We start from the raw sequence: 20,877 nt of genomic DNA on the forward strand, positions 1-20,877 counted from the left end.
GGTCAGCGACGAATGGTCAGGAAGCGCCTCGTGCAGGCCGAAGCCGATAAACCAGCGAATAGCGATGTTAACCTGAGCCTCGCGGACCAGCCGACGGTCATGAACAATCCCGAGGAGAAAGCCCGCAAGCATCAGCCGGACGGCCACTTCCGGATCAATGCCGGGGCGGCCGACGCCCACCGCATAAAGCTCAGTTACCTCATCGTGCAGCCAGGAGAGATCGAGAACTCTATCGACCTTAACCAGGATGTGATCGTCGGGGATCAGATCCCGAAGCGAGCCGCACATATAGAGTTCAAGCTGATCACGTTCCTTACGGCCGAGCATCGTGAAGGCTCCAGAGAATCACCGATTATCTCAATTGAATCAGATGCATGAGACTTCTTCAACAGCCCCCGGGTCCACTTCATGCGCAACGTTCTTGCCCACGCCGGCAAGAGCGGTCGGCGTGTCGTCTCCGCCTTCATCGCCACCGCCTTCGCCCAGGAGACGCCGGAAGCCGCAAGCGCCCAATGGCGCGCCGTCGCCGACCAGATCCGGCCGAAGGTGCCCAAGCTCGCCGCCATCATGGATGATGCCGAAGAAGACGTTCTCGCCTACATGACCTTCCCGAAGGAGCACCGCGCCAAGCTGCACAGCACCAACCCGATCGAGCGCCTCAACGGCGAAATCAAGCGCAGGACCGAGGTCGTCGGCATCTTCCCCAATGATGACGCCATCGTCCGCCTCGTCGGCGCGATCCTGCTCGAGCAGAACGACGAATGGGCTGTCCAACGCGCCAGATACATGACGCTAGAAACCATCAGCCAGATGAGCGATGATCCGCTCATCAGCCTGCCAGCCGTGGCGCGCTGATCATCCCGGCCCATGCCGGAGAACGCGGCGACCAAAGCCGCCACCTACACCACTCCCTGGGACATGATCCTCTGCTGCACATTCAGCTCTCCATTGTTTCTCCAAAACCCTTTGATCCGGCCCGGTCGGATCGCCGCTTCAAAGTCGTGTTTTCCGATTACGTGACACTCGTATTTTTTCAAAAGGTCGTGGAGCGTGCGAGGCAGGAAGCTCCCGGAGTCAGCTTCGATTGTCTGCCTCTTGCCGACGACTACGAGGAGCTTCTCCGACGCGGCGAAATCGATTTTCTGATTGTACCGGAAATGTTCATGTCGATGCATCCTCACGCAGCACTGTTTGAGGATACATTTGTGTGCGTAGGTTGTGCCACGAACGAGCAGCTATCAGAGCCACTTACATTCGAGAAATACATGTCGATGGGGCACGTTGGGGTCAAGTTCGGCAACACCCGGAAGCCCTCCGCCGAGGAATGGTACTTGCTCGAGCACGGTCTGAAGAGACGTATCGAAGTCGTCGTGCAGGGCTTTAGCATGATTATGCCGGTGGTGTCAGGCACCGAACGCATAGCGACCGTGCCCTTGCTGCTAGCGCAGCATTTCGTAAAACAATACCCCTGCGGATCGTCGAGCTCCCGCTGCCATTACCCCCGCTGATCGAAAGCGTTCAATGGCCCGCCCTTCACAACAGTGATCCGGCAAGCCTCTGGATGCGCGAAATACTATCCCAGGTGGCGGCTATGGTTTCGCCGCTTACCCACGGCCAAGCCCCTCACCGCCCGAACCAGCGCGAGCATTGACCTGTTCACCTGCGATCCGCCGACTTTGTCAGCGGCATGAAAAGGACGGCATTTGGAGTGCGTTTAGTTACTCTGGAAGACCGCACAGGAGCCGATTGATCCCTTCCCGCTCCGCGCGCGGCCTGCAATGCTTGACAGTGGCACCCGTCGCGACAAGAATTTTCGCTTGGCGAAGCGCCCCAAAGATGCCGGTGGCGAACACAGGGCCCTTTTCCGTATTCCATGAACGCAGGCAAAGCGGCCGGGACGTCTCTTCAACAATTCCACGAGAAATTGCTGATCTCGCGATCGCCGCCAGCGACGGCTCCGGCAGCCTCGGGCGCCTCGACAATCTGGGCGCGGACGCTCACGCGTCGAGCACGACGTCGCTCGTCGGGATCGCCTGGCAGGTCAGGCAGACGGCTGGATCATCCGGCTCGGTTCCATGAAGGTGGCGGACAGTTCCGGACACGACGCGGACGGCGCAGCTCTCGCATTGCCCCACGCGGCAACCGCTCGGCAGTGAAAGGCCAAGCTTCTCGGCAAATTGAAGCAATGGCCCTTGTGCCGCAGACCACGAATCCGGAGCCTTGCGAGATTGCGAAAATGTCACTGCATATTGCCGACCATCATCAACAATCGGGCCTGTTGGCGAACGGAAGACCTCGCTGAAAATATCGAAACGCGGTATACCGCGCGCCACAAGGCCATCGGCAAAAACCTTGATCATACCGGGCGGTCCGCACATGTAGACCCGAGGCTGTCGCTGGATCACGTCACTCGGCACGACTTCCGCGGTGATCCGGGTGCCGCTGAAATAATCACGGCCTTGTACGTCATCGGGCAGCGGAGCGTCATAGTGATCCCTGATCCGCAGGCCGGGCAGGCGTTGGCGATGCTCGGCAATTCTGTTTCGGAAGGCATGCGCTCTACTGTTCAAATTGCCGTATAAGAGCCAGATCTCCGTCTGGTCGCCATCCGGCAGCGATTCCAGAAGGCTGATGAAGGGCGTGATGCCGATGCCGCCGGCGAGCAATATGAGAGGCTGCGGGGAGTTACGCGGCAGAATGAAGTTCCCGGAAGGCGCCTTTAGCTCGACGATGTCGCCTTCTTTCAGTTCACGGTGAATATAGCCCGACATCCGGCCTTCGAAGTTCGTGCCATCCGGCGCAACGCCCTTCTGATGCCGGACAGCGATACTGTAGCTCTTGCGACCTTGGACATAGGCTGCTCCGGTCAGCGAATAGGCACGACTTGTCTGAAGTTGGTCATCAATGCGAACCTGAATATGCTGGCCGGGCCGGAAATCAGGCAACTCATGTCCGTCGATCGATTCGAAGGTCACGCTGCGAACGTTCTCCGCCTCGATCATCGCATTGACGACGCGAAAGGGGCTAAAGCCCGACCAGGCCCGCTGTCGCCGCTCAGTCAGCGGATCGAGCTCGATGTTGCAACGGAACGAGCGGTGCGGGATCGAGCCGCTCACCGGATCGACGACATCGGCCGAGATCAGGCTGTTCGCGTTGCTGCTTTCCGGCCCGCGGATCGGAAGGAGGGTGCGGTCGAGCTCGGGGCAAGCCTGCCACCAGCCGAATTCGGCCACTACGGGCGACAAAACGCGCAGCGCCGTTACGTGTCGAAATCTGGATCCAGTCACCTTCATGAATGCCACGATTGCGGGCGAGGCCCTGGCCGATTTCCGCAATCGGTTCCGGGGCTCTCCTTCTCAGCGAGACAAGCCCCCTGTGCTGACTATGGCAATAGTAGCCGCTCTTGGCGGAACTCAGCACTAGTGGGAATCGTTTCGCGGTCCCGTTGCGTCTGATGAATTCGTCCTCCGCCGGGAGGTAAAACGTGGGGACGGCCGGCTGGCCGTTTCGATGCAAAAGCTCTGAATAGAGTTCGACCCTTCGCGTCTCTGTATCAAAACCCCGGATTCGGCCGCTACCGTCATGGTGCGGCAGCTGATATTTGCGCTCTTGGGAATCGATTTCGCACTTGATGCCCCGGGGGTTTGCGCGCAGATCCGCCAACGAAAGGCCAAGCGGTTCCAGCATGTAGTTCCAGCCCGCTTCCAGGTTGCCGCCGAAGAACTCGTCCTTCATTCCGAGGCGACAGGCCAGATCGAATACGACATCGTTGTCAGCGCGCGATTCTCCGCGCGGCTCGACCACGCGCTGGCGTAGCTGCACAAGCGACGCTGCTTCGTCGCTGATTTCAAAACCGAAGCGAATGCCCTCATGTTCCCACGGCGTGTTGACTGGGAGGAAGATGTCCGCAAAGCGCGCCGCCGGCGTTTCGAAGAGGTCACAATGGGCGTAGAACTCCAGCCTCTTTAGTGCTTCCTCGGCAAGGGCGCTGTCAGCCTGGGAGAGAGGTAGATTCGTACCGAAGGCCACGAGTACCCGTATTGGGTAGGGTTTTGCTTCCGTGACGGCAAGATACATATCCCGGGCTGTCACCCACCCCATAGCAGGCGGTCCGATCGGACGCTTGTCCGCCCCGAGAGCCTTCGAAAGCTGACTTGGAGAAAGCGCTCCCAGCCCATCGACGGGACGGTAAAACGGGCCGCGACGAACACGGTTTCCGCCGACGAGGTCATAGCTGCCGGAAAGGGCATACAGGCTAGCGACGGCGCGTTCGGTTTGAGTGGAATTGCTGTGCTGACTGATGCCGGTCCAAGCGTGATAGGCGATCCGGCGCCCCGCGCCCATGAGCTTGCTTGCTGCCGTGAGACAAGCCGGTGCAACACCGGTGATGTGTTCGACGTGTCCCGGGCCGTAGGGCGCCGCGGCACGGGCAAGGAGCTCAAGTGCCGGGGTACAGACGACCCGGGTCGGGGCTTTTCCGGCAACAATTACGTCGACGTCGCCGCGAAGGCGCAGTGTCGCGCTCTGTTCGAAAGGAAGCACTCTGTCGCCTTCAATCGGGAAGGGCATGTTGTGTTTTTCGTCCCATACGACGTATCTGTTGAGTGACGCGTCAGGCCATAGCATCTGTTCGCGCAGGAAAAGGCCAGTGTCCTGACGAACCAGAAGCGGCGCATTCGTCCAGGTCCTCAGGAACTGGTTGTAATAGACCCCCTCCAGAAGCATCAGTCGGACCAAGCCCAGTGCCAAGGCGCCATCGGTTCCCGGGCGAACCGGCAGCCAGACATCGGCCTGCTTTACAAGAGCCGTCGGACGTGGGTCGACGACGACAAGCTTAGCTCCCTTGTCACGACCATTTGCAATGGCATTGGCCTGCGCGAGCCAGGTATTGGAGGGGTTGTGGCCCCACAGCAGGATCGTGTCGGCGTTCGCATAGTCTGCGGACGGCATGCCGCTGCCGAAGGTAAACGCGTGAGCGAAATCCTTGTGCCAGTTGCAGATTTCCGTTCCGCTACAGCTGTTTGGACTGCCGAAATGGCGAATGAAGCGCTCGATCCAGTCGATGCTGTCCGAGAGCGGTGTCCCACTCGGGGTAGTCACTGAAAAGGCGACGGACTCGGCTCCGCTTTCTGCCTTGGCGCGGGCGAGTTTTTCCGCTGTTTCCGTCAACGCCTCTTCCCACGTGATGCGCACCCATCCGGGATCCGCGGACCCTTTGGGGGTTGTTCGCCGCATCGGATAAAGTTGCCTGTACGGGCTATGGACCAACTCGGGGGCGGCCCGACCCTTCATGCACATCGCTTTCCCGGTGGGGTGGGAAAGGTCCGGTCGCACAGAAACAAGCTGACCGTTGTCAACTCTGTTGAGTGTGCCGCACCTCGACCGACACAACGCGCAATACCCAGCGATCTCTGCCGTCATTTGCCTGACCCCATAGGTTTACTAGTGCGTCATGGTGGTGCGCCACAGTAGTGCGCCATAGCAGTGCATTACTAGAGGCTTCTTCATTGTCTGTTGGGCCCTTTCATCCGGCAGCAGCATCGTCAGGCTGGAATGGCCCCTTCAGTTTCTTTGCGTCTTCCACTCCGCAGCGAGCCATAGTTCGGTGTCTCCCGGGTCCGTCGATCGACCGGCATCGCTTTCGGGTGAATAGGTTTCATGGTCTCATCGGCATCGCATGTCAGAAGCGCGGAATGCTCATTGTCGCAAGACTGCAAACTCTTCATCGAATCGGGTTGACTGCATCCAGAAGCGTCCAATTTCGGCAAAGCAGCGAACTGCTGGCGAACCAGTGCCGTCTTCCTCGGCTACAATATGCCGTCCGGCGCACGATGCAGCGATGCTGGGGCGGTAGCCACGGCGGCAGTTACGACGGTGGTGCTTGATAAAACTTCCACGCGAGGCCCCGGCGGTAGGACGACCATAGTTGAGCTACTGGCGAAACGGAAGCTGCCGGAGAGTAGCTCCCCTCGGTATGCCGTTTGCGAAGTTCCTTGTTCTCGACGAAGACGTTCGCGATCGCTTCCTGGATACGCCAATCGACGAGCGGTCTGCAGCTGTGCGCGAGCTCTTGAAGAAAGGCGTGAGGACCACAAAAGTCATTGCGCGACCGCTCGCACCGTCCGGCATGAAGTTCGTCGACGAATGCAAGATCACCGCGGATGCAACGCGCAGCTACATCCGCGCCAAAGGCATGGACCAAATCTCGTCCTGAAAACCGCGGCTGTTGCCAGCGGTCCTTAGGCAGCAAACGTGCCCTCCCATACTCGACTTGCGCGGCTTAGGCTGGAGACATTGTCGGAAGCCTTACACAATCGTGTCAGGAGCGACACGGATCGAGTGGGAGAGGAAAAGTCAACATACTGACCCAACATCATTCTTTGAGGTGGCATGGCCCTTGCTCGACAACCTTGTGGACGGCTTGGCCCTTCGAGGCCCGCAAGGGGCGCTTTCGGGGAACCTGGCCTAATTAATGGTGAAGACAAGCGGCGTTGTGCAGGGAGTGAAAGAGACCGATACCTTGGGGTGTGCGCACACTGAACGCAGTGAGGATTACACGCGGCGAGCAATTTACATTTGGCGCGTGGGAGTTGGGATGTCCATCGATGACATTAAACCGAAGAGCGGGTGGGTCGCCGGGGTCAACCACCATGACGCCTCGATCGCCCTGTTGCACGAGGGGAAACCGTTGTCTTCATCGAACAAGAGCGGCTGTCCAGACGAAAACATGCGGCACGCGAGTCACCCGTCAGGCGCTCCTGGAATGCTTGCGCTACGTCACGGCTCGTGACCTCGTTGCACCGTACAAGGGTGTGATCACGACGCTGTGGCGCGCTGGTTGGCGCCGAGCGAGGAGGAAAGAATCCCACAGTCTGCTCATCGTGAGCGCGAAAAAGGTGGCCTTCAATGCGTAGACGGCCATCCATCTGCTGCCCACCTTGGCAGTCGACTGCGGGCTCACTCGCAACCATATGGCAACTTAGGGGGCAACTGAACGATGTTCATAGTAGGTTTCAGCGGTGGTCCTCGCTACTCCGAACTGGATGATGATTTTTCAAGCCTCTCACCACTTCTTCTTCATGATGCTGCCGCTGCGGTCGTAAGGGACGGTCAGCCAATCTTTGCAGTAGAAGAGGAGAGACTCTCCCGACAAAAGCGCACCAATCGCTTCCCTGCTTTAGCAATAAGAGCATCGATTCATGGAGCGGGATGTTCGCTTTCAGACATCGAAACGTTCGCATTCTGCTTTAGCGAAACTTTCCTTGAGCCCGATTTGGCGAAGCATGCCGCTATACTGGGCATAGAAAAAAAAGAGGGGGTGCGTGACATTCTCACCAGGAATCTTTCGCGCGCGCTTGAGGCCAGCATCGATCGCCGGAAAATCGAGTTTGTCAGGCACCATCATGCCCATGCAGCGGCGACCTATTTCGCGTCGGGTTTCACAGAAGCCCTCATCTTTGTCGTCGATGACAATGGAGAGCGCGAATCACTGAGCATATTCAGAGGCATCAACGGAGAAATTGAGGAAGTCCATCGTTATTCGGTAGGAGGCTCGCTAGGACACTTTTACCGTTATGCCACTCAACTGCTCGGCTTTTCGAATTTCGGTGAATACAAGGTTATGGGGCTAGCCCCGTACGGCGACTCCGATTTGTATTTTAGGTTCGTATCCATACTTTACAAATTCAATCCTGACGGATCGTACGACCTCAATATCGCGCGACTTGGCGATCTCGCCTATGATCTTGGCATTGTCGGCCGAGCAGAACCACCCACGAGGAAATGGGAACGGAAGATTCATTTTGCCGCCGCGGTCCAGCAGTTGCTGGAAGTTGTCGTCATCGATATTCTCTCTTGGTGGCAAGCTAAGCTAGATCTGAAGAACCTGTGCCTTGCAGGCGAAGTCGCGCAGAACTGCGTGTTGAACGGTGCAATTGCCAACTCGAAGAAATTCGAGAATATTTTTGTCCATCCCGCGTCTCACGATGCGGGTGCAGCTCTCGGTGCGGCGATCTATATCGGCAAGCAGCGGCCATCATCGCTGTACAACGTGATGAATGGTGTCATTGCCAACGCGAAGAAATTTGAGAACGTTTTCGTCCACTCCGCGTCCCACGATGCTGGCGCTCCTCTCGGTTCGGAGATCTACATCGGCAAGCAGCGGACACCGGCACATGACGCTCCCGCCGTCTCTTTTTCTCCCCTGCTCGGCCCTAAGCTCCCTCAGAATGATGATATTCGTCGCGAGATCAAAACGTGGGAAGGAGGGCTGCGCATTGTTGAATGTGATGACGTCTTCGAGGCCGCCGCTGAAAAACTGGCTGAAGGTAAAATAGTCGGATGGGCGAGGGGCAGGTCCGAGTTCGGGCCGAGTGCGCTTGGCAACAGAAGCATACTTGGAGACCCTCGTCCTCGACAGAACTGGCAAGGGATCAATCTCGCGATCAAGCAGCGAGAGAGCTTCCGCCCATTCGGGTCAGCAGTACTTGCGGAGGACTTCAATGACTATTTCAATCCGCTACCATCGAATCCAAACATGGAACACATGGTCTTTGTGACCAAGGTGCGAGAAGAAAAACGAGCCGAACTCGGTGCCGTCACTCATGTCAACGGGACAGGTTGCGTACAAGTCGTCACGAAATCGGCTAACCCGGATTTTTGGAAGCTCATATCGGCTTTCAAGGAAAGAACCGGCTGTCCGGTGCTTCTCAATACCTCGTTTAACAACCAATATGAACCAATCGTCCAAAATGTGACCGACGCCGTCCGGACATTTTTGACAACCGGTTTAGATTACTTGTTTATCGAGAACACCATGGCTGAAAAGAGCTCAGAGGTGAGGAGCCTTATCGCAACCGCCAGCCTGAGACTTAGTGACGTTGCATGGGTAGAGGAGATTACGACGGTCAGGCAGCGTCGAACCGTCCTGAGGCGCGCTCCGAGTTATACCCGTGAGTTGAACAACTGGCAGTTAGCGCGATATTTGTGTGAATCCGGGAGCGAATTCTCGCTCGTAGCGCATCTCGTCGACGGCGTCTCGCCAAAGGATCGTGATCAACTCATTGAAGAAATATTTCTGCTCTGGCAAGAGAGATTCATCGATGTGCGGCCTACGAAGGTGGCGAGACTGGGAGGACCCATTGGGGCCGATCTGTCGTTCTGACCGCCGCCAGTGCCCGCGGAAAGCACGAACGTGGCAGAGAGCACGGTCAACTCATCCTCGATAAAGCCGTCCACGAGCAGCTCGTCGCGAGGTAGCAGATCAGACTGTCACCACCATGTGGTTGAAGATCTACGTCGTGCAAGCAAGACCATCATCGCCATCGCTCATCGACTGGGCACCAGTTGTGGGGCCGACAAGATCGTGGTGCTCTACTGGGGGCGTGTCATTGCGGAGGGAAGGCACGCTGACCTGCTGAACTGATGGCCCTTACGCTCGATTGTGGCGAGGTCTTCCTCCATCTAGAAGCTATAAGCGTGTCAGCTGCATCAATCCCGACGGCCATCGGCTGGCGACTTGCTGCGCCGCCATGGCATCACACTGGCATGTTTGCATGCTTTCGGCTTTGTTACTGACCAATTCACGCACTTTCGCCATCGTGAAACCCAGGGCGACAGGATGATGCCGCTTCTGTCGCCATACAGCGACAACCACGGTATCTCGGTGACCAGCGTCGCCTGCCGCGGGCCTCGTTCACCAAGGCGCGCACATCCATCCGTTACGTCGATGCATTCCATTAAGACAATAAATTAGTCGGCTTATGCGATGAGGGTATGAAGGCGTCCGGCAGCGGTAGCGCACTGCAACACAAGGAGCATTTTCGATGGAAAAGTTTTTCCGGGGCAACGATAGCGCGGACACCCTCTTCGGCAGCAACGGCGACGATGTGATCATTGATTTCGCTGGCAATGACTGGATCGACTCTCGTTGGGGCACTGACCGGGCTTTCGGCGGCGCGGGCAATGACCAGGTCTACGGCGAAGAGGGCAGCGACTATCTCTCCGGCGACAACGGCCGCGACAAACCCCGCGTTCCCGGCGAGGACAATGACTATCTCTCCGGTGGAGCCGGCGATGATGTTCTCTTCGTCGGTGACGGTAGGGATTGGCTGAAAGGGGGCGAAGGGGGAGACATGTTCGTGTTCCAGTTCCACAACCCGGTGCGCGGGTCCCACAACCCGATGCCCGGGGTCTTCCCAAAACAGGGGCCGGAACCGGACGTATCCACCATCCTGGATTTCGATCCCGCGCAGGATACTTTCGCTTTCGATGCAAAAGGACTCTACAACGATGGCTTTGGCGCAAACTTCATCAACCACGCCAGCGTGCAGCCAGGTTACCCGGTAGACACCTTTTATAGCGGCAACGCCTCGGGTGCGAACGGGGAGCACGTCGTGGCTATCACCGACAGGAGTTTCGCCGATGGCTCTGCCGCCGCGAACGCGATTTCCGGCGAGAGCGCCGGCGACATCGTCGTCTACCACAACTCCAAGACTCACACCGCGGATCTCGCCTATGTCACCTCCGCAAATCACGTGGATGTGTTCGCTCACCTGTCTAGGGTGGACAGTGTGTCCGACCTCGCCAATCTGCACCTGACCGCGTCGGACTTCATATTCGTCTGATCGTAAACCCCACGGAAGCGCGGCCGCCTTGGCGGCACGCTCCAAATTCGTAACGCACGCTCAATCTACGAATTCTGAGATCTTGCGAAGCGTCGCCGGCTGTCCAAGTTCGAGAGGGGAATCGCGGCTCGTTGTGCCCGAGGTTCGCACTGGCCGTACGCCAGATATTGATGGTTGGGAAAGCCGTCGGCGGCGATCCGTGCCAATCTTTGCAAGGATTCGTCTTCACTCCGCTTGCGGAAGAATAGCCTCCCGCCGGAACCGACATCGCATGGCGATCAGCAGGAAGCCGCAGGTTTCAGGCGCTCCAGCTTGTCAAAAGCCTCAAATGTTGCCGCGCTGGTCCCCTTTCTTCGCCACGTAATGTTCTTTCGTGGCAGTGTCGCAGGTTTGCATGCCCCGCGGCCGAATACCCGGTCGAGCGATCCGGTGAGATAGAGCGACGCCGGGCATGACGACTGCATGCTCGACGGGGCTGTTGTGTCCTGCTCGCTCTTTCCATGGGGAGTTGTGCCTAGTCAAGCAAGTGCCGTACCAACCCATAAAGCCCTTGAAATGATAGGGCCACTCTGTGGACCGGTGCTTCATGTCCGACGGTGTCAGAAAGACGACAATCGAGCGCAACTGTCCTCACTGGGCTTTATGGGTTGGCCAAACATCACAAGCGCCATCATGCCCTTTCGAGCGTCGTTGCCCGATTGGGAAGGAGTAATCCTGGCGTGACCGCGCCGTCGTAGCGTTTGGACCGGAGGGGATCGTGTCCAGCAGGCTGGAGATCATTCAATGAGGCGGCGAACGGCCGGGCAAAAGATGACGCAAGTATGAGGGCATGACAAGACGCTCACGAAGTTTCGAATCGCTCAAGCATCTTCTTAAGCTGAACATTCTGCAGATAAAGCTTCCGAGCCAGCTGGGTCCTAAGCATCTTGATTTCCTCGTCGAGTGTTGCCACATCATGGAAGAACAAATCTCTTGAGGATGGGGGTTTCACACTTTTATCATTCTTTGAAGCGGTGTTCTGCCCAGCAGCCCTGGCTTTCTTCCTACCTTCTCGACCCTTTGTTGCCGGTTTCCTTGGCAACTTTGTGCCCGCCGTGCTTGTTGGCGCCGTCGAATTCGTTTTGTCCCACGAATGATCTGCTTCGAGACGCGCTGCCGGTTGCGCCTCTTCAAAATCTAACGGCGGCTTTTCTGCCTCCTCGATATCATCATCGACTTTCGCCTCGTCCGATGCGGCCGACACTTGATCCACCGATACGTCCTCAGCGTGACCAGGTTGGCTGACAGCTTGCGTCGAATTGGTCGGAAGTGTTGACGTGTGCTCCACATTGCGCTCGAGAGCCTCGGGATCGGTGTCATAGCCATCCGAACTGTCTGACGCTTTCGCCGAGGATCGCCGCGACGTCAACTTAACAAGGAATTTCCATGGTGTTGTCATAGCATTAAAAGCTTCGGCTCGGGAGGACTACGGTTTGTGAGGCGGATGTGAGGTTAAGCGGGAGACTAGAGGATCGGGCAGTGCACGTTCCGACGGTTCCAATAAGATAAGGCGGGCTCCGATCCCGAAGACGTGACAATGCCTTTGCTCATTGGTCAGATAACGAAATTAAGCAGTTCTGAGAGAATGAGTCCAGCTGCACCTCGCAGGGCAGCCACATTTTCGCTGTCCCCAAGGGCTAGCATAATCTCGTCACCAGGACGGTCGAGTAGCTGATCCCGAAAGTTTCTTTCGATCAGACTGAGCATCCGCCTTCCCCCATTCACGACATCTCCATGAAGAATAATGCAGTTTGGTGCGATCAAATGCTGAAGATTAGCCAACCCGACCGAAACATTGAATGCGTACTCTTGCAGTAGGTCCTCGGCCTCGTTAACGCCCTGCTCGGCTAGTGTCACCAAACGCTCGGCGTTGAGCGCGTGAGCTTGCGGCAGCCCTTTTGATTGACCTTGCTCCCTTAACCACTCCAGCGTTGCGACTGTTTCCCAACATCCGCGTCGCCCACAGTGGCATGCCCGACCATTGAGCTCCACGATTGTATGACCGATTTCGCCACCTGCCCCCGCAGTTCCCCGATGAACATGTCCGTTCAGGAACAGTGCCCCTCTTAGAGTCTCACCGATGTAAACCACGGCGAAGTTTCTCCGGCCACGCCCTTGGCCAAACCATCGGTCCCCAACAATTAACGCCCTGGCATCTTGGTCGACTACGACCGGAGCGCCAAACTTTCTGGTCAACTCCGCGCCTATTGGAAACCCGTCGAGATACGGCACAAGGCCGGTGCGTACAATTGCACCGGTTTCCGTATCGATCATTCCTGCAACTGCAACGCCGATCCCCAAGATTGGATAACTACCGGATGTGATGGTTCTTTCGACACAGCCGCTGACAATCTGGAACACGTCGGAAGCGCTCGTCAGAGCTTGCGGCACCTCCGCGGCATTCTTGACATAGATCTCACCCTCCAGCGAAACCAAGCACGTATGCACACGATCATGCATCAGGAGAACCGCACATATAGGCTTAGCCTCTTTGGAGAACCACAATTTAGTGGCCGGTTTTCCCCCGGTTTGGTTAGGCGGAATCGCTTCTCCCTCTGCGAGAATATGCTGATCGAGCAGAGGTTGAACAATCCCGCCGATTGTTCCTCGACTGACGCCGGTAAAGCGCGCGAGATCCGCTCTGCTGGACGGTCCCATGTCATATAAAGCTTGTAGTAGACGCCCCCGATTTGCGGGCCCTAACGTTCCCGCTGAAATTAGAGATTGAGCCGGCATCAACCGATGACGGCTTTGGCCTCCCTCAACCAGCCCTACGGAACCGGCCCTGTCACGATCACCAGGAGCCGTCGTATGTTCGCCTAAGTCTTGTTCCCTTAGTCGCCTTATCAGAAGATCCATCACGTAATCCTCTTGCGCCAAAAGTTTGTTGCCCGCATCTCAGGTCTTCGCAAAGACGGAAGATGGCTTGGGCAACCGTTCGTTTGATGGACCGTCATTGGTCGAGAGCTCGGGTAGCGCCTGAAGTGCTGTGAATAACGAGGTCGCCCCACTGCCTTCGCGGCCTGCGGTTTTTCGTGCCTGCTCTACCCGCCAAACACACCACGCCAGCTCTTTGACAATTTCCCCGCTATTGGGGAGCTTTGTTCGGGCTCCATGACCTGATGGCGGTTGATCCGTTGCCAGGGTCGCACAGACGCCCCTCCGTGAAAGTGCCTCGACCGACGCGCGAGGGCGGAGGGCGGCTGCAGCATCTGCCGCCCACAACTGTGGATACATGGTTCAGTTCAGGTTTCATCGCGGAAGACGTCACTGAGTTTTTCACGAGCCGATCACCCGGGTTGCTGTCCGGCACAAGGGCACGGCAGAACGACAAACGCATTTTGTACGCCTTCCTATTTGTTCGCCTAAACGACGGCAATTTAGAGTTCACGCGAACATAATTCAAAGTATATTCTAAAATATATTTCTTAGACTCAGTTGAACTGGCATGAGCATGTTTTATCGTACTTTATGTCGCCGACAGAATGACTTGCGTCTTCCCTGATCTAACCGGAGAAATGGATGAATAAACGTGCCCGCATTGATACGGATGCAACCCAAGCCAGCTCGGCCTCCCCGGAAATGAAGCTGGCGTTCTTTGGCGGCGATCCTGTGTTTTCCCCTGAGCGCATAACGACTTGGCCAGCCGCACAGAAGAAGCATTTAGATGCTCTCCGCGCAGTAGTGGAGAGCGGGAAATATCATAGGGTCAACCACCCGATTGTGACCGAGTTGGAGCAAAACCTCTCCATGTGGACCGGGAAGTGGATGGTGCGCGCCGTCGGCAGTGGTACGGCGGCGATCCACGTTGCACTCGACTACTTCAAAAGCCGCGGCGAGCGCGTGGTTACCGCAGCCCTGAATTGGCCCGGAGCGGTCGGGCCAATAGCAATTTGTGGTCTGCGGCCGATCTTCGTCGATGTCGATCTAGATTTGGCCGGCATTGATCAAAAGTCCACCGCCGAAAAGCTCGCACCGAATGTCGCCGCACTCCTCACCACTCATCTCTTTGGCAATAACATTCTTGTTCCCGATGCAAGATCAGCTGCGCGTACCCAAGGTGTCGCGCTGATTGACGATGTCTGCCAGACAATCGCAGCTGCCAAAGCGATCTTCGACGGAACGCACCTCGATAGCGACGCACTCGCCTTATCAGGAAACGGGGCCAAGCATCTGGGATCGGGCGAGCTAGGATTCATCCTGACGGAAGACAGCAATCTGATCGAGCATGTCGATCGCGTGTCACTGGCGAGCTCAGCTCGAAACGGTGAGCGCATATTCTCCCCTTGCGCACAAGGATATAATTATCGTCCTAACGTTTTCTCCTCATCTATAGCAAACACGCGAATACCGAATCTCGACACGCAACTGCAGAAGCGAAGACATAACGGGCAGCTCCTATGGGGCATGATCAGGGAACTTCCTGGACTACTCCCACTCTTCAATCCGTCGGATCAGCATCAGTCAATGCTCAATTTTCCTCTTCGTATCGAACCGAAATCCCTCGGATTCAGCGCGGGCCCCGCAGGAAGGGATTTCATCGTCAACTTGCTCAAGGCTGAAGGTGTGCCCGTTTGGGTCTGGCTTAGGAAACCCGTGTTCGAATATCTCCCCAACATTCACGACAGTTGGAGGGCTGCCGACTTTCCAAATACGATGAAACTCTTGGACACGATGTTCTACATATCCGAGATTGCTCCGCCGAATGATGCCGACGTGATGGAACTTTACGCTGCAGCCTTTCACAAGGTCTGGAAGGCCCTTCCGAGACTGGTTGGGAAAGGGCATGCGACGTCCGTCTAGCTTCTGAGTCGAGCTGCATCCCTTTGGTGAGGGCCGCCCGCGTCGGTGAGAAATAGGTAGCGATCGGGTCGGCGGTGTCGCTGGTCTGAGGACGACAAACTGTATATCAAAGCGCAAGAAGGTTTCTTTACAACGGTGAGGGCCAGAACCCCGCCGCTGTCGCCGCCTAGTCGACGAGTTGGCAAGGCTCAATCCCGCGCTTTAATGAACTCGGGCCGCGTCATAGCCCTTGTCCGTCCCCAGCGTCAGCCGCTTCGAACGGACGCGGTAGAACACCTGCAACAACATGGCCCGGCAATTTCTCCGGCGCAAGGCTGGGGCGACCGCCTTTGGCACTGCAGGCGTGCATGCCGGAAAACAAGCCCGTCTAGCCGCACCAGCGCTACATTGACCATCAGCCGGATCGAGCGCAGTAAATGATCGGCTGGAACGAAATCCTCCAACCGCTTCATCGTGAACAGCTGCTCCATGAACCCATCGTTCCCGCGCATCGAACCGCCTCGCCAACGTGGATTAGTAGTCTATCTTTGGCGTAGCTATTTCAGCAGCCTGCTAGGCGCCCGCCGCCACGTGCGGGCGACGCCGGCATCAACCGGCGGGCAGATGCGCCGAGGGCAACAAGCGCGCCTGACGCAACGCCGCCAGATCAGCCGAGCCGGTGCAGAAGCAGGCGACGGCCAACTGGCGGATGACGATCTCAAAATGCGCGACAACCGCCTCGGTGGACACCGTCGCCGCGCGCAGCACGCCGGCCGCCTGCCCGGCGATGTCCGCGCCCAGGCGAATGGCTTTGGCTACGTCGACGCCGTCGCGGATCCCGCCCGACGCGATCAGCTTCACCGTTGGCAGCGCCCGACGTACCGCCAGCACGCTGGCCGGGGTCGGAATCCCCCAATCGGCGAACGCCATCGCCACTGCACGGTCGGCGGCATCGCGGGCGCGCTCGCCCTCCACCGCGGCCCAACTGGTGCCGCCGGCACCGGCGACATCGATCACCGCCACGCCCGCTTCGACGAGCGCACAGGCCACCGAGGCGGACAGGCCCGACCCCACTTCCTTGGCCACGATCGGCACGCCCACGCTGCGCGCGGCGCGAGCGATCTGCGCCAGGACGCCGCGCCAGTCGCGGTCGCCCTCCGGCTGTACCGCTTCCTGCAGCGGATTGAGATGGACGATGAGTCCATCGGCCTCCAGCGCATCCACCGCCCGGCGCGCCAGGTCCAGGCCGTCGGCCACGCGCAGTTGCGCTGCGCCGATATTGGCCAGCAAGGGAATGTCTGGGGCCAGGCGGCGCAGCGTGCGCGTCAGCCCCTGGGAGTTGCGGGATTGCAGGCTCACGCGCTGCGAACCGACGCACATGGCGATCCCCAAGGCTTGCGCTGCCTCGCTCAGATGCCGGTTGATGGCCTCGGCGCGTGGCATGCCGCCGGTCATGGAGCTGATCAGCAGCGGCGCGCGCATGGTCTTGCCCAGCAGCGAGGCGCGCAGGTCGATCTGCGTCAGGTCCAACTCGGGCAATGCGCAGTGTTCGAAACGGATGTACTCCCAGCCGGCGCCGACCGTGGCCGGCGCCGTTCGCCGATCCAGCACGATGTCCAGATGGTCGTCCTTGCGCCGGCTCAGGGCGGTGTCGCTCATGCTCGCTCCATCCGTCGCATCGGGCGACGGCGCTGCGTCGGATCGGACCGACGGCAGTGCGCGCACGCCGCCGCCTCCCACGCGTTCAGCCCGGCGCACGCTGGCCTCCCCCCGCAGCGTCGCTGCGGTAGCGGCTGGTCGAGGTCTGGTAGTACTGCGCGCAGATGGCCGCCATGGCCTCGATCAACGGTCCCCACGGCGCGGGAAGGCGTTCTTCCGCCATCACCCGGTGCAGCATGCGCGTATGGCCGGCCAGCTCGTCGTTGAGAAACTCCACCACAGGCATAGCCGGATAACGCTGCAGCAGCAGGATCGCCGCGTTGTCGGTCTCGCCGGCCGACCTGTCCTTGTCGCGTCCATGCAGATCGTTCTGCAGGCGCCCTATCGCGGAGATGAGCCGCAGGACCTGGCGAAACGCCGGACGCGCGCGCAAGGACGCCATGTCCAGTCCCCACAACAACGACAGGCAACAGAACACGTTCGTGTAGGCGATCGAATCGATGCCGTTGCGCAGGTACTCAGCGTAGGACCAGCCTTCCGCCCCTGCCGCCTGCGCGTGTGCGGCGCGCAGCGCCGCGCAGTAGCACCGGGTATCGTCGAGAAGTTGAGCATAGTCGCGACGATCGTAGGCGAGCGCGGCCAGCGAAGCGCGCAGCACAGCGCAGCCCTCGAATCCGGGGAGCGCGCACGCCACGCCCTGCCCCAGCGCCTGCTCCACCGCGGCGAGCTGCTCCGGCGCGATCAGGCCAAGGTCGTTGCAATCGTCGAGCCAGAACAGCAGCGCCAGTTCGCTATAGAACGCCACGATCAGCGTTTCGTCCTGCGGATCGCGGCCGGTGCGGGCGCTGGTATCGCGCAGGCTCGGGTGGATGCGCTGCAGGATGTAATGGCCGCCCCTGACCGCCTCCATGGCATGCTCGTCGGCGAACCCGGTCAGGGTACGCCCCCACTCCAGCACCTGCTGCAGCGCGCGTTCGGTCTGAATCATGGCGCCGCTCCTGCTCCCTCGGCCAGGACGCGCCGCCCCCAACGAAGCGCCAGCCACAACCCGGCGAGTTCGGCCACGCGCACGACCCGGGTGGGGCAATACAGTTCCTTGCCGATCCACAGCGGCGTCTGCGGCAATGCATGCGCCGCATGGCGGGCGAGCATCCACTCCAGCGCACGCGCCACCGCCTGCGCGATGCGCCGACGCCCTGTCGGCCCTTCGCTCCCGTCCATCACGTGCAACGCGAACAGCGCATAGGCGGTTTCCTCGAATGTGGACGCGCGACCGGCGCCCCAGCCGCCGTCGTCGCGCTGCGCCTGCAGCAGCGCCGCCAGCGCGCGCTCGTCGCGCCACTGGGCCTTGCCTTGCGCCAGCGCAGCGACCGCATGCGCGGTGGGATACAGCCACGAAACGTGCCATTTTTCGTTGTCCCATAGACCGTGCGGGTTGCGATTGGCCTCGACGTAGGCGCTGGTGCCGCCGCCGGGCTTTCCCAACAGTCGCAACGCATGCAGGGCATGAATGTTGGTCGACACCGAGGCATTGCGCTCGCCGGGGAAGGTGACGAACAGCTCGCCGATTTCGAAATGGCGCAACGCATCGACCGCCGGGTCGCGGCCTGCAAGGCGCAGGACGCACAACGCAACGGCGGTGTCGTCCGCATCGGCCGCGAAGTGCAAGGCCGGGCCCAGACCGCGCACACCCAGGCGGGCGTCGAGCTGCGCAACGATCACGCGCACCGCGTCGGCAAGCGCGGGATGCGCGAACAGGCCGGCCAGATGCAGGGTGTACAGCGACCAGCATGGCTCGAACACATTGATCGGCCAGACGTTGGGAACGACACCTTCGATGCCGCTGCGCGTCGCCCGCGATGCCGCCTGCAGATACGCATCGGCGCGCCCGATCTGCGGCGTGCTCCCCTGTGTCACGGCGTGCGCACGCCATGCTGCGGTGGCGGCCGGGCTGATGCCGATGCTGCCGTCGCTATCCGGGCATGCGGTAGTCGGCGACGTCCCCCAGGCTTCCCAGGAGTGCAGCAATGGATGCCCGCTCGGCAACTTCGCCACCGCCCCCAGCTTGACCAGGCGCGCTTGCCGCAACGGCAACAACGCCGGGTGGCGCGGAAGCGCCACGCCGCCCAGCAAGGGTGCGGCCTCGGCGCAAAACTGCGGCAGGATCAGCTCCGCGCCGATCGGCGCGTCTTCCGGCACCGCATGCTCGTAGGGATCGGGCTGGCGCTGGAGGAACCGGGTCGCAGCCTGGACTGCGTCGGCAGCACCGGAAAGAGGGTCGGCGCGCTGCAATGCCAGCAACGCCGCCCAAGTGGGCGCATGGCGGAACAGCGGGAAGTCCGCGCTTCCCCATCCGCCATCGGCCTGTTGCTGCGCAATGAGCCACGCGTATGCGTCCTGACGGCCGGTGACAACGCCGTGGAACTGCAGAGCGCGCGCCGTGTCGTAGACGGACGGACCGACGCTGCCGCCATCGCTCATCTCGCTCAGCAGATGGCGCAACTCGGAAAGGATCTGTTCGGTCAGCGCGTTCACGCCGAATGTTCCTTCTGCAGACGGTTGACCGGAACCAAGCTCAGGCAGACGTCGCGCAGGTCGCCGACCCCGATGCTGGCGCCGGTCCGCATAGGCTTGCGAGCGCGCGCGGCCTTCCGGGGCAACCGCTGTGACCGGCGTAGCGGACTCGGACATAGAGCACTATGCACCGCTGCTGCCGGCCAATCGCAGCGACACAGGGGCGACTCTATGCGGACGGGCTCACTCATGCGCATGGCGTGTGCTTGACCAGATAGGTGTTGGCCCGCTGCAGCATCTGCGCCAACGGTTCCGCACGCGGCCCCAGCGGGGCGGTGGCCTCGCCGGCATCGCGCAACAGATCCGCCACGAACTGGCGCGCTGCTTGCAGCCCCATGATCGACGCGCAGGTCGGCTTATGCGCCGCCGCGTCCTTGCCGGGGGTCTTGCCTAACGTCGCTTGATCCGCTGTCGCGTCGAGAATGTCGTCGATCACCTGCAACGCCAGGCCGATACAGGCGCTGTAGCGATCGAGCGCTCCGTACAGGGCAGCGTGAGCGGCATCCTCCGTGATGGTGCATAGCGCGCCCATGCGAACGGACGCGCGCACTAGCGCTCCGGTCTTCATCCGGTGCATCGCCACGATCCTGTCCAGCTCGACGTGCTTTCCAACCAGCGACAGATCCATGGCCTGGCCGCCTGCGGCACCCTCGGCGGATACCGCCTGCGCCAGTTCGCGAACGAGCGCGATACGGTTGTCGCTCGGAGCATCCAGGCTCGCCAGGGTCAGGAAGGCGTGTGCCTGCAGCGCATCGCCGACCAAAATCGCAGTGGCTTCGCTGAACTTGACGTGCACGGTCGGAAGGCCGCGGCGAAGCACGTCGTCGTCCATTGCGGGTAGGTCGTCGTGAACCAGGGTACAGGCGTGCATCATCTCGATGGCGGCGCCGACGTCGTCGAGCGCGTGCGCCGGCGTGTCGGCCAGTGCGCCGGCAGCCATACAGAGCAAGGCTCGGGTGCGCTTCCCGCCATTCAATGTGGCGTAGCGCATCGCCGCCATCAGCTCGGTCTCACCGTCGTCTCCGGGGCAAAGAAGACGCGCCAGTGCCTGTTCGACCCGCTTTGCGCCGTCCTGCATCCAGATCTCCGGCAGCAGCGTGCCGGATCCACCGCTCGCCTGCGCCCCCAATCCGCCAAGCGGGGAACCGTCATTTCGGTCGTCGTGTAGCGTCGGAAAAGTCTGCATGTTGTTCATGTC

General features: G+C 59.8%; 13 protein-coding genes and 4 pseudogenes. 6 read left to right on the plus strand and 11 right to left on the minus strand.

Annotated elements, in window-relative coordinates; all coding sequences use genetic code 11:
* Positions 1-327, minus strand: a 327-nt coding sequence (locus CO656_RS27965; protein ID WP_144353243.1) for a transposase, incomplete at its 3' end; no start/stop codon positions are given.
* 69 nt (positions 328-396) lie between these two features.
* On the opposite strand from CO656_RS27965, the pseudogene CO656_RS27970 reads away from it, so the two are divergent.
* Together CO656_RS27970 and CO656_RS27975 are read left to right on the plus strand one after the other, a co-directional pair.
* Positions 397-855 (plus strand): annotated as a pseudogene (locus tag CO656_RS27970) (transposase); the annotation flags it as partial.
* A 71-nt stretch (positions 856-926) separates the two neighbouring features.
* Positions 927-1,651: pseudogene (locus CO656_RS27975) on the plus strand (LysR substrate-binding domain-containing protein); the annotation flags it as partial.
* Positions 1,652-1,997: 346 nt separating this feature from the next.
* Here the strand turns inward: CO656_RS27975 and CO656_RS30590 are convergent.
* From CO656_RS30590 to CO656_RS31490, 3 genes and pseudogenes are all read right to left on the minus strand, one after another.
* Positions 1,998-3,116 carry a 2Fe-2S iron-sulfur cluster-binding protein gene (locus CO656_RS30590; RefSeq protein WP_202862277.1) on the minus strand — a complete coding sequence of 373 codons (1,119 nt, stop codon included), beginning with the start codon at positions 3,114-3,116 and terminating at the stop codon, positions 1,998-2,000.
* Positions 3,055-5,193 (minus strand): molybdopterin-dependent oxidoreductase, encoded by a 2,139-nt coding sequence (locus CO656_RS27980; protein WP_245428557.1) that lies wholly within the window; start codon positions 5,191-5,193, stop codon positions 3,055-3,057. Before CO656_RS27980 ends, CO656_RS30590 begins: the two co-directional genes overlap by 62 nt.
* A gap of 126 nt (positions 5,194-5,319) precedes the next feature.
* Positions 5,320-5,421 (minus strand): annotated as a pseudogene (locus tag CO656_RS31490) (hypothetical protein); the annotation flags it as partial.
* A gap of 553 nt (positions 5,422-5,974) precedes the next feature.
* On the opposite strand from CO656_RS31490, the gene CO656_RS30595 reads away from it, so the two are divergent.
* The 3 genes from CO656_RS30595 (at position 5,975) to CO656_RS27995 (ending at position 10,625) form a co-directional block, all read left to right on the plus strand.
* Positions 5,975-6,214, plus strand: coding sequence for a hypothetical protein (locus CO656_RS30595; protein ID WP_097527969.1), 240 nt, complete (start codon positions 5,975-5,977; stop codon positions 6,212-6,214).
* A 783-nt stretch (positions 6,215-6,997) separates the two neighbouring features.
* Positions 6,998-9,163: a carbamoyltransferase C-terminal domain-containing protein gene (locus tag CO656_RS27990; protein ID WP_097527970.1), complete on the plus strand. Its 2,166-nt coding sequence runs from the start codon at positions 6,998-7,000 to the stop codon at positions 9,161-9,163.
* 661 nt (positions 9,164-9,824) lie between these two features.
* On the plus strand, positions 9,825-10,625 hold the full coding sequence (locus CO656_RS27995) for a calcium-binding protein (RefSeq protein WP_097527971.1): 801 nt from the start codon (positions 9,825-9,827) through the stop codon (positions 10,623-10,625).
* An 841-nt stretch (positions 10,626-11,466) separates the two neighbouring features.
* On the opposite strand, the gene CO656_RS28000 is transcribed toward CO656_RS27995, so the two are convergent.
* Both CO656_RS28000 and CO656_RS28005 read right to left on the minus strand, forming a co-directional pair.
* Positions 11,467-12,063, minus strand: coding sequence for a hypothetical protein (locus CO656_RS28000; RefSeq protein ID WP_097527972.1), 597 nt, complete (start codon positions 12,061-12,063; stop codon positions 11,467-11,469).
* 155 nt (positions 12,064-12,218) lie between these two features.
* The gene (locus tag CO656_RS28005) at positions 12,219-13,523 is read right to left on the minus strand and encodes an ROK family protein (protein ID WP_234819669.1); all 1,305 of its coding nucleotides are present in this window, start codon (positions 13,521-13,523) and stop codon (positions 12,219-12,221) included.
* Positions 13,524-14,246: 723 nt separating this feature from the next.
* Here CO656_RS28005 and CO656_RS28010 point away from each other — a divergent pair.
* A complete protein-coding gene (locus CO656_RS28010; protein ID WP_234819672.1) occupies positions 14,247-15,467 on the plus strand; it encodes a DegT/DnrJ/EryC1/StrS family aminotransferase in 1,221 nt (406 codons plus the stop codon).
* A 246-nt stretch (positions 15,468-15,713) separates the two neighbouring features.
* On the opposite strand, the pseudogene CO656_RS31140 reads toward CO656_RS28010, so the two are convergent.
* The 5 genes and pseudogenes from CO656_RS31140 to CO656_RS28035 form a co-directional block, all read right to left on the minus strand.
* Positions 15,714-15,958, minus strand: a pseudogene (locus CO656_RS31140) (IS5/IS1182 family transposase); the annotation flags it as partial.
* A 97-nt stretch (positions 15,959-16,055) separates the two neighbouring features.
* On the minus strand, positions 16,056-17,105 hold the full coding sequence (gene fni / locus CO656_RS28020) for a type 2 isopentenyl-diphosphate Delta-isomerase (protein WP_033047822.1): 1,050 nt from the start codon (positions 17,103-17,105) through the stop codon (positions 16,056-16,058).
* Between the two features lie 85 nt (positions 17,106-17,190).
* Positions 17,191-18,093 carry a hypothetical protein gene (locus CO656_RS28025; protein WP_097527975.1) on the minus strand — a complete coding sequence of 301 codons (903 nt, stop codon included), beginning with the start codon at positions 18,091-18,093 and terminating at the stop codon, positions 17,191-17,193.
* On the minus strand, positions 18,090-19,640 hold the full coding sequence (locus CO656_RS28030) for a hypothetical protein (protein ID WP_097527976.1): 1,551 nt from the start codon (positions 19,638-19,640) through the stop codon (positions 18,090-18,092). The genes CO656_RS28025 and CO656_RS28030 overlap by 4 nt, the downstream gene beginning before the upstream one ends.
* A 226-nt stretch (positions 19,641-19,866) precedes the next feature.
* Positions 19,867-20,874: a polyprenyl synthetase family protein gene (locus CO656_RS28035; RefSeq protein ID WP_179864857.1), complete on the minus strand. Its 1,008-nt coding sequence runs from the start codon at positions 20,872-20,874 to the stop codon at positions 19,867-19,869.
* Between the last annotated feature and the right edge of the window lie 3 nt (positions 20,875-20,877).

It is taken from the genome of Sinorhizobium sp. FG01, assembly GCF_002531875.1.
Classification (GTDB): domain Bacteria; phylum Pseudomonadota; class Alphaproteobacteria; order Rhizobiales; family Rhizobiaceae; genus Sinorhizobium; species Sinorhizobium fredii_C.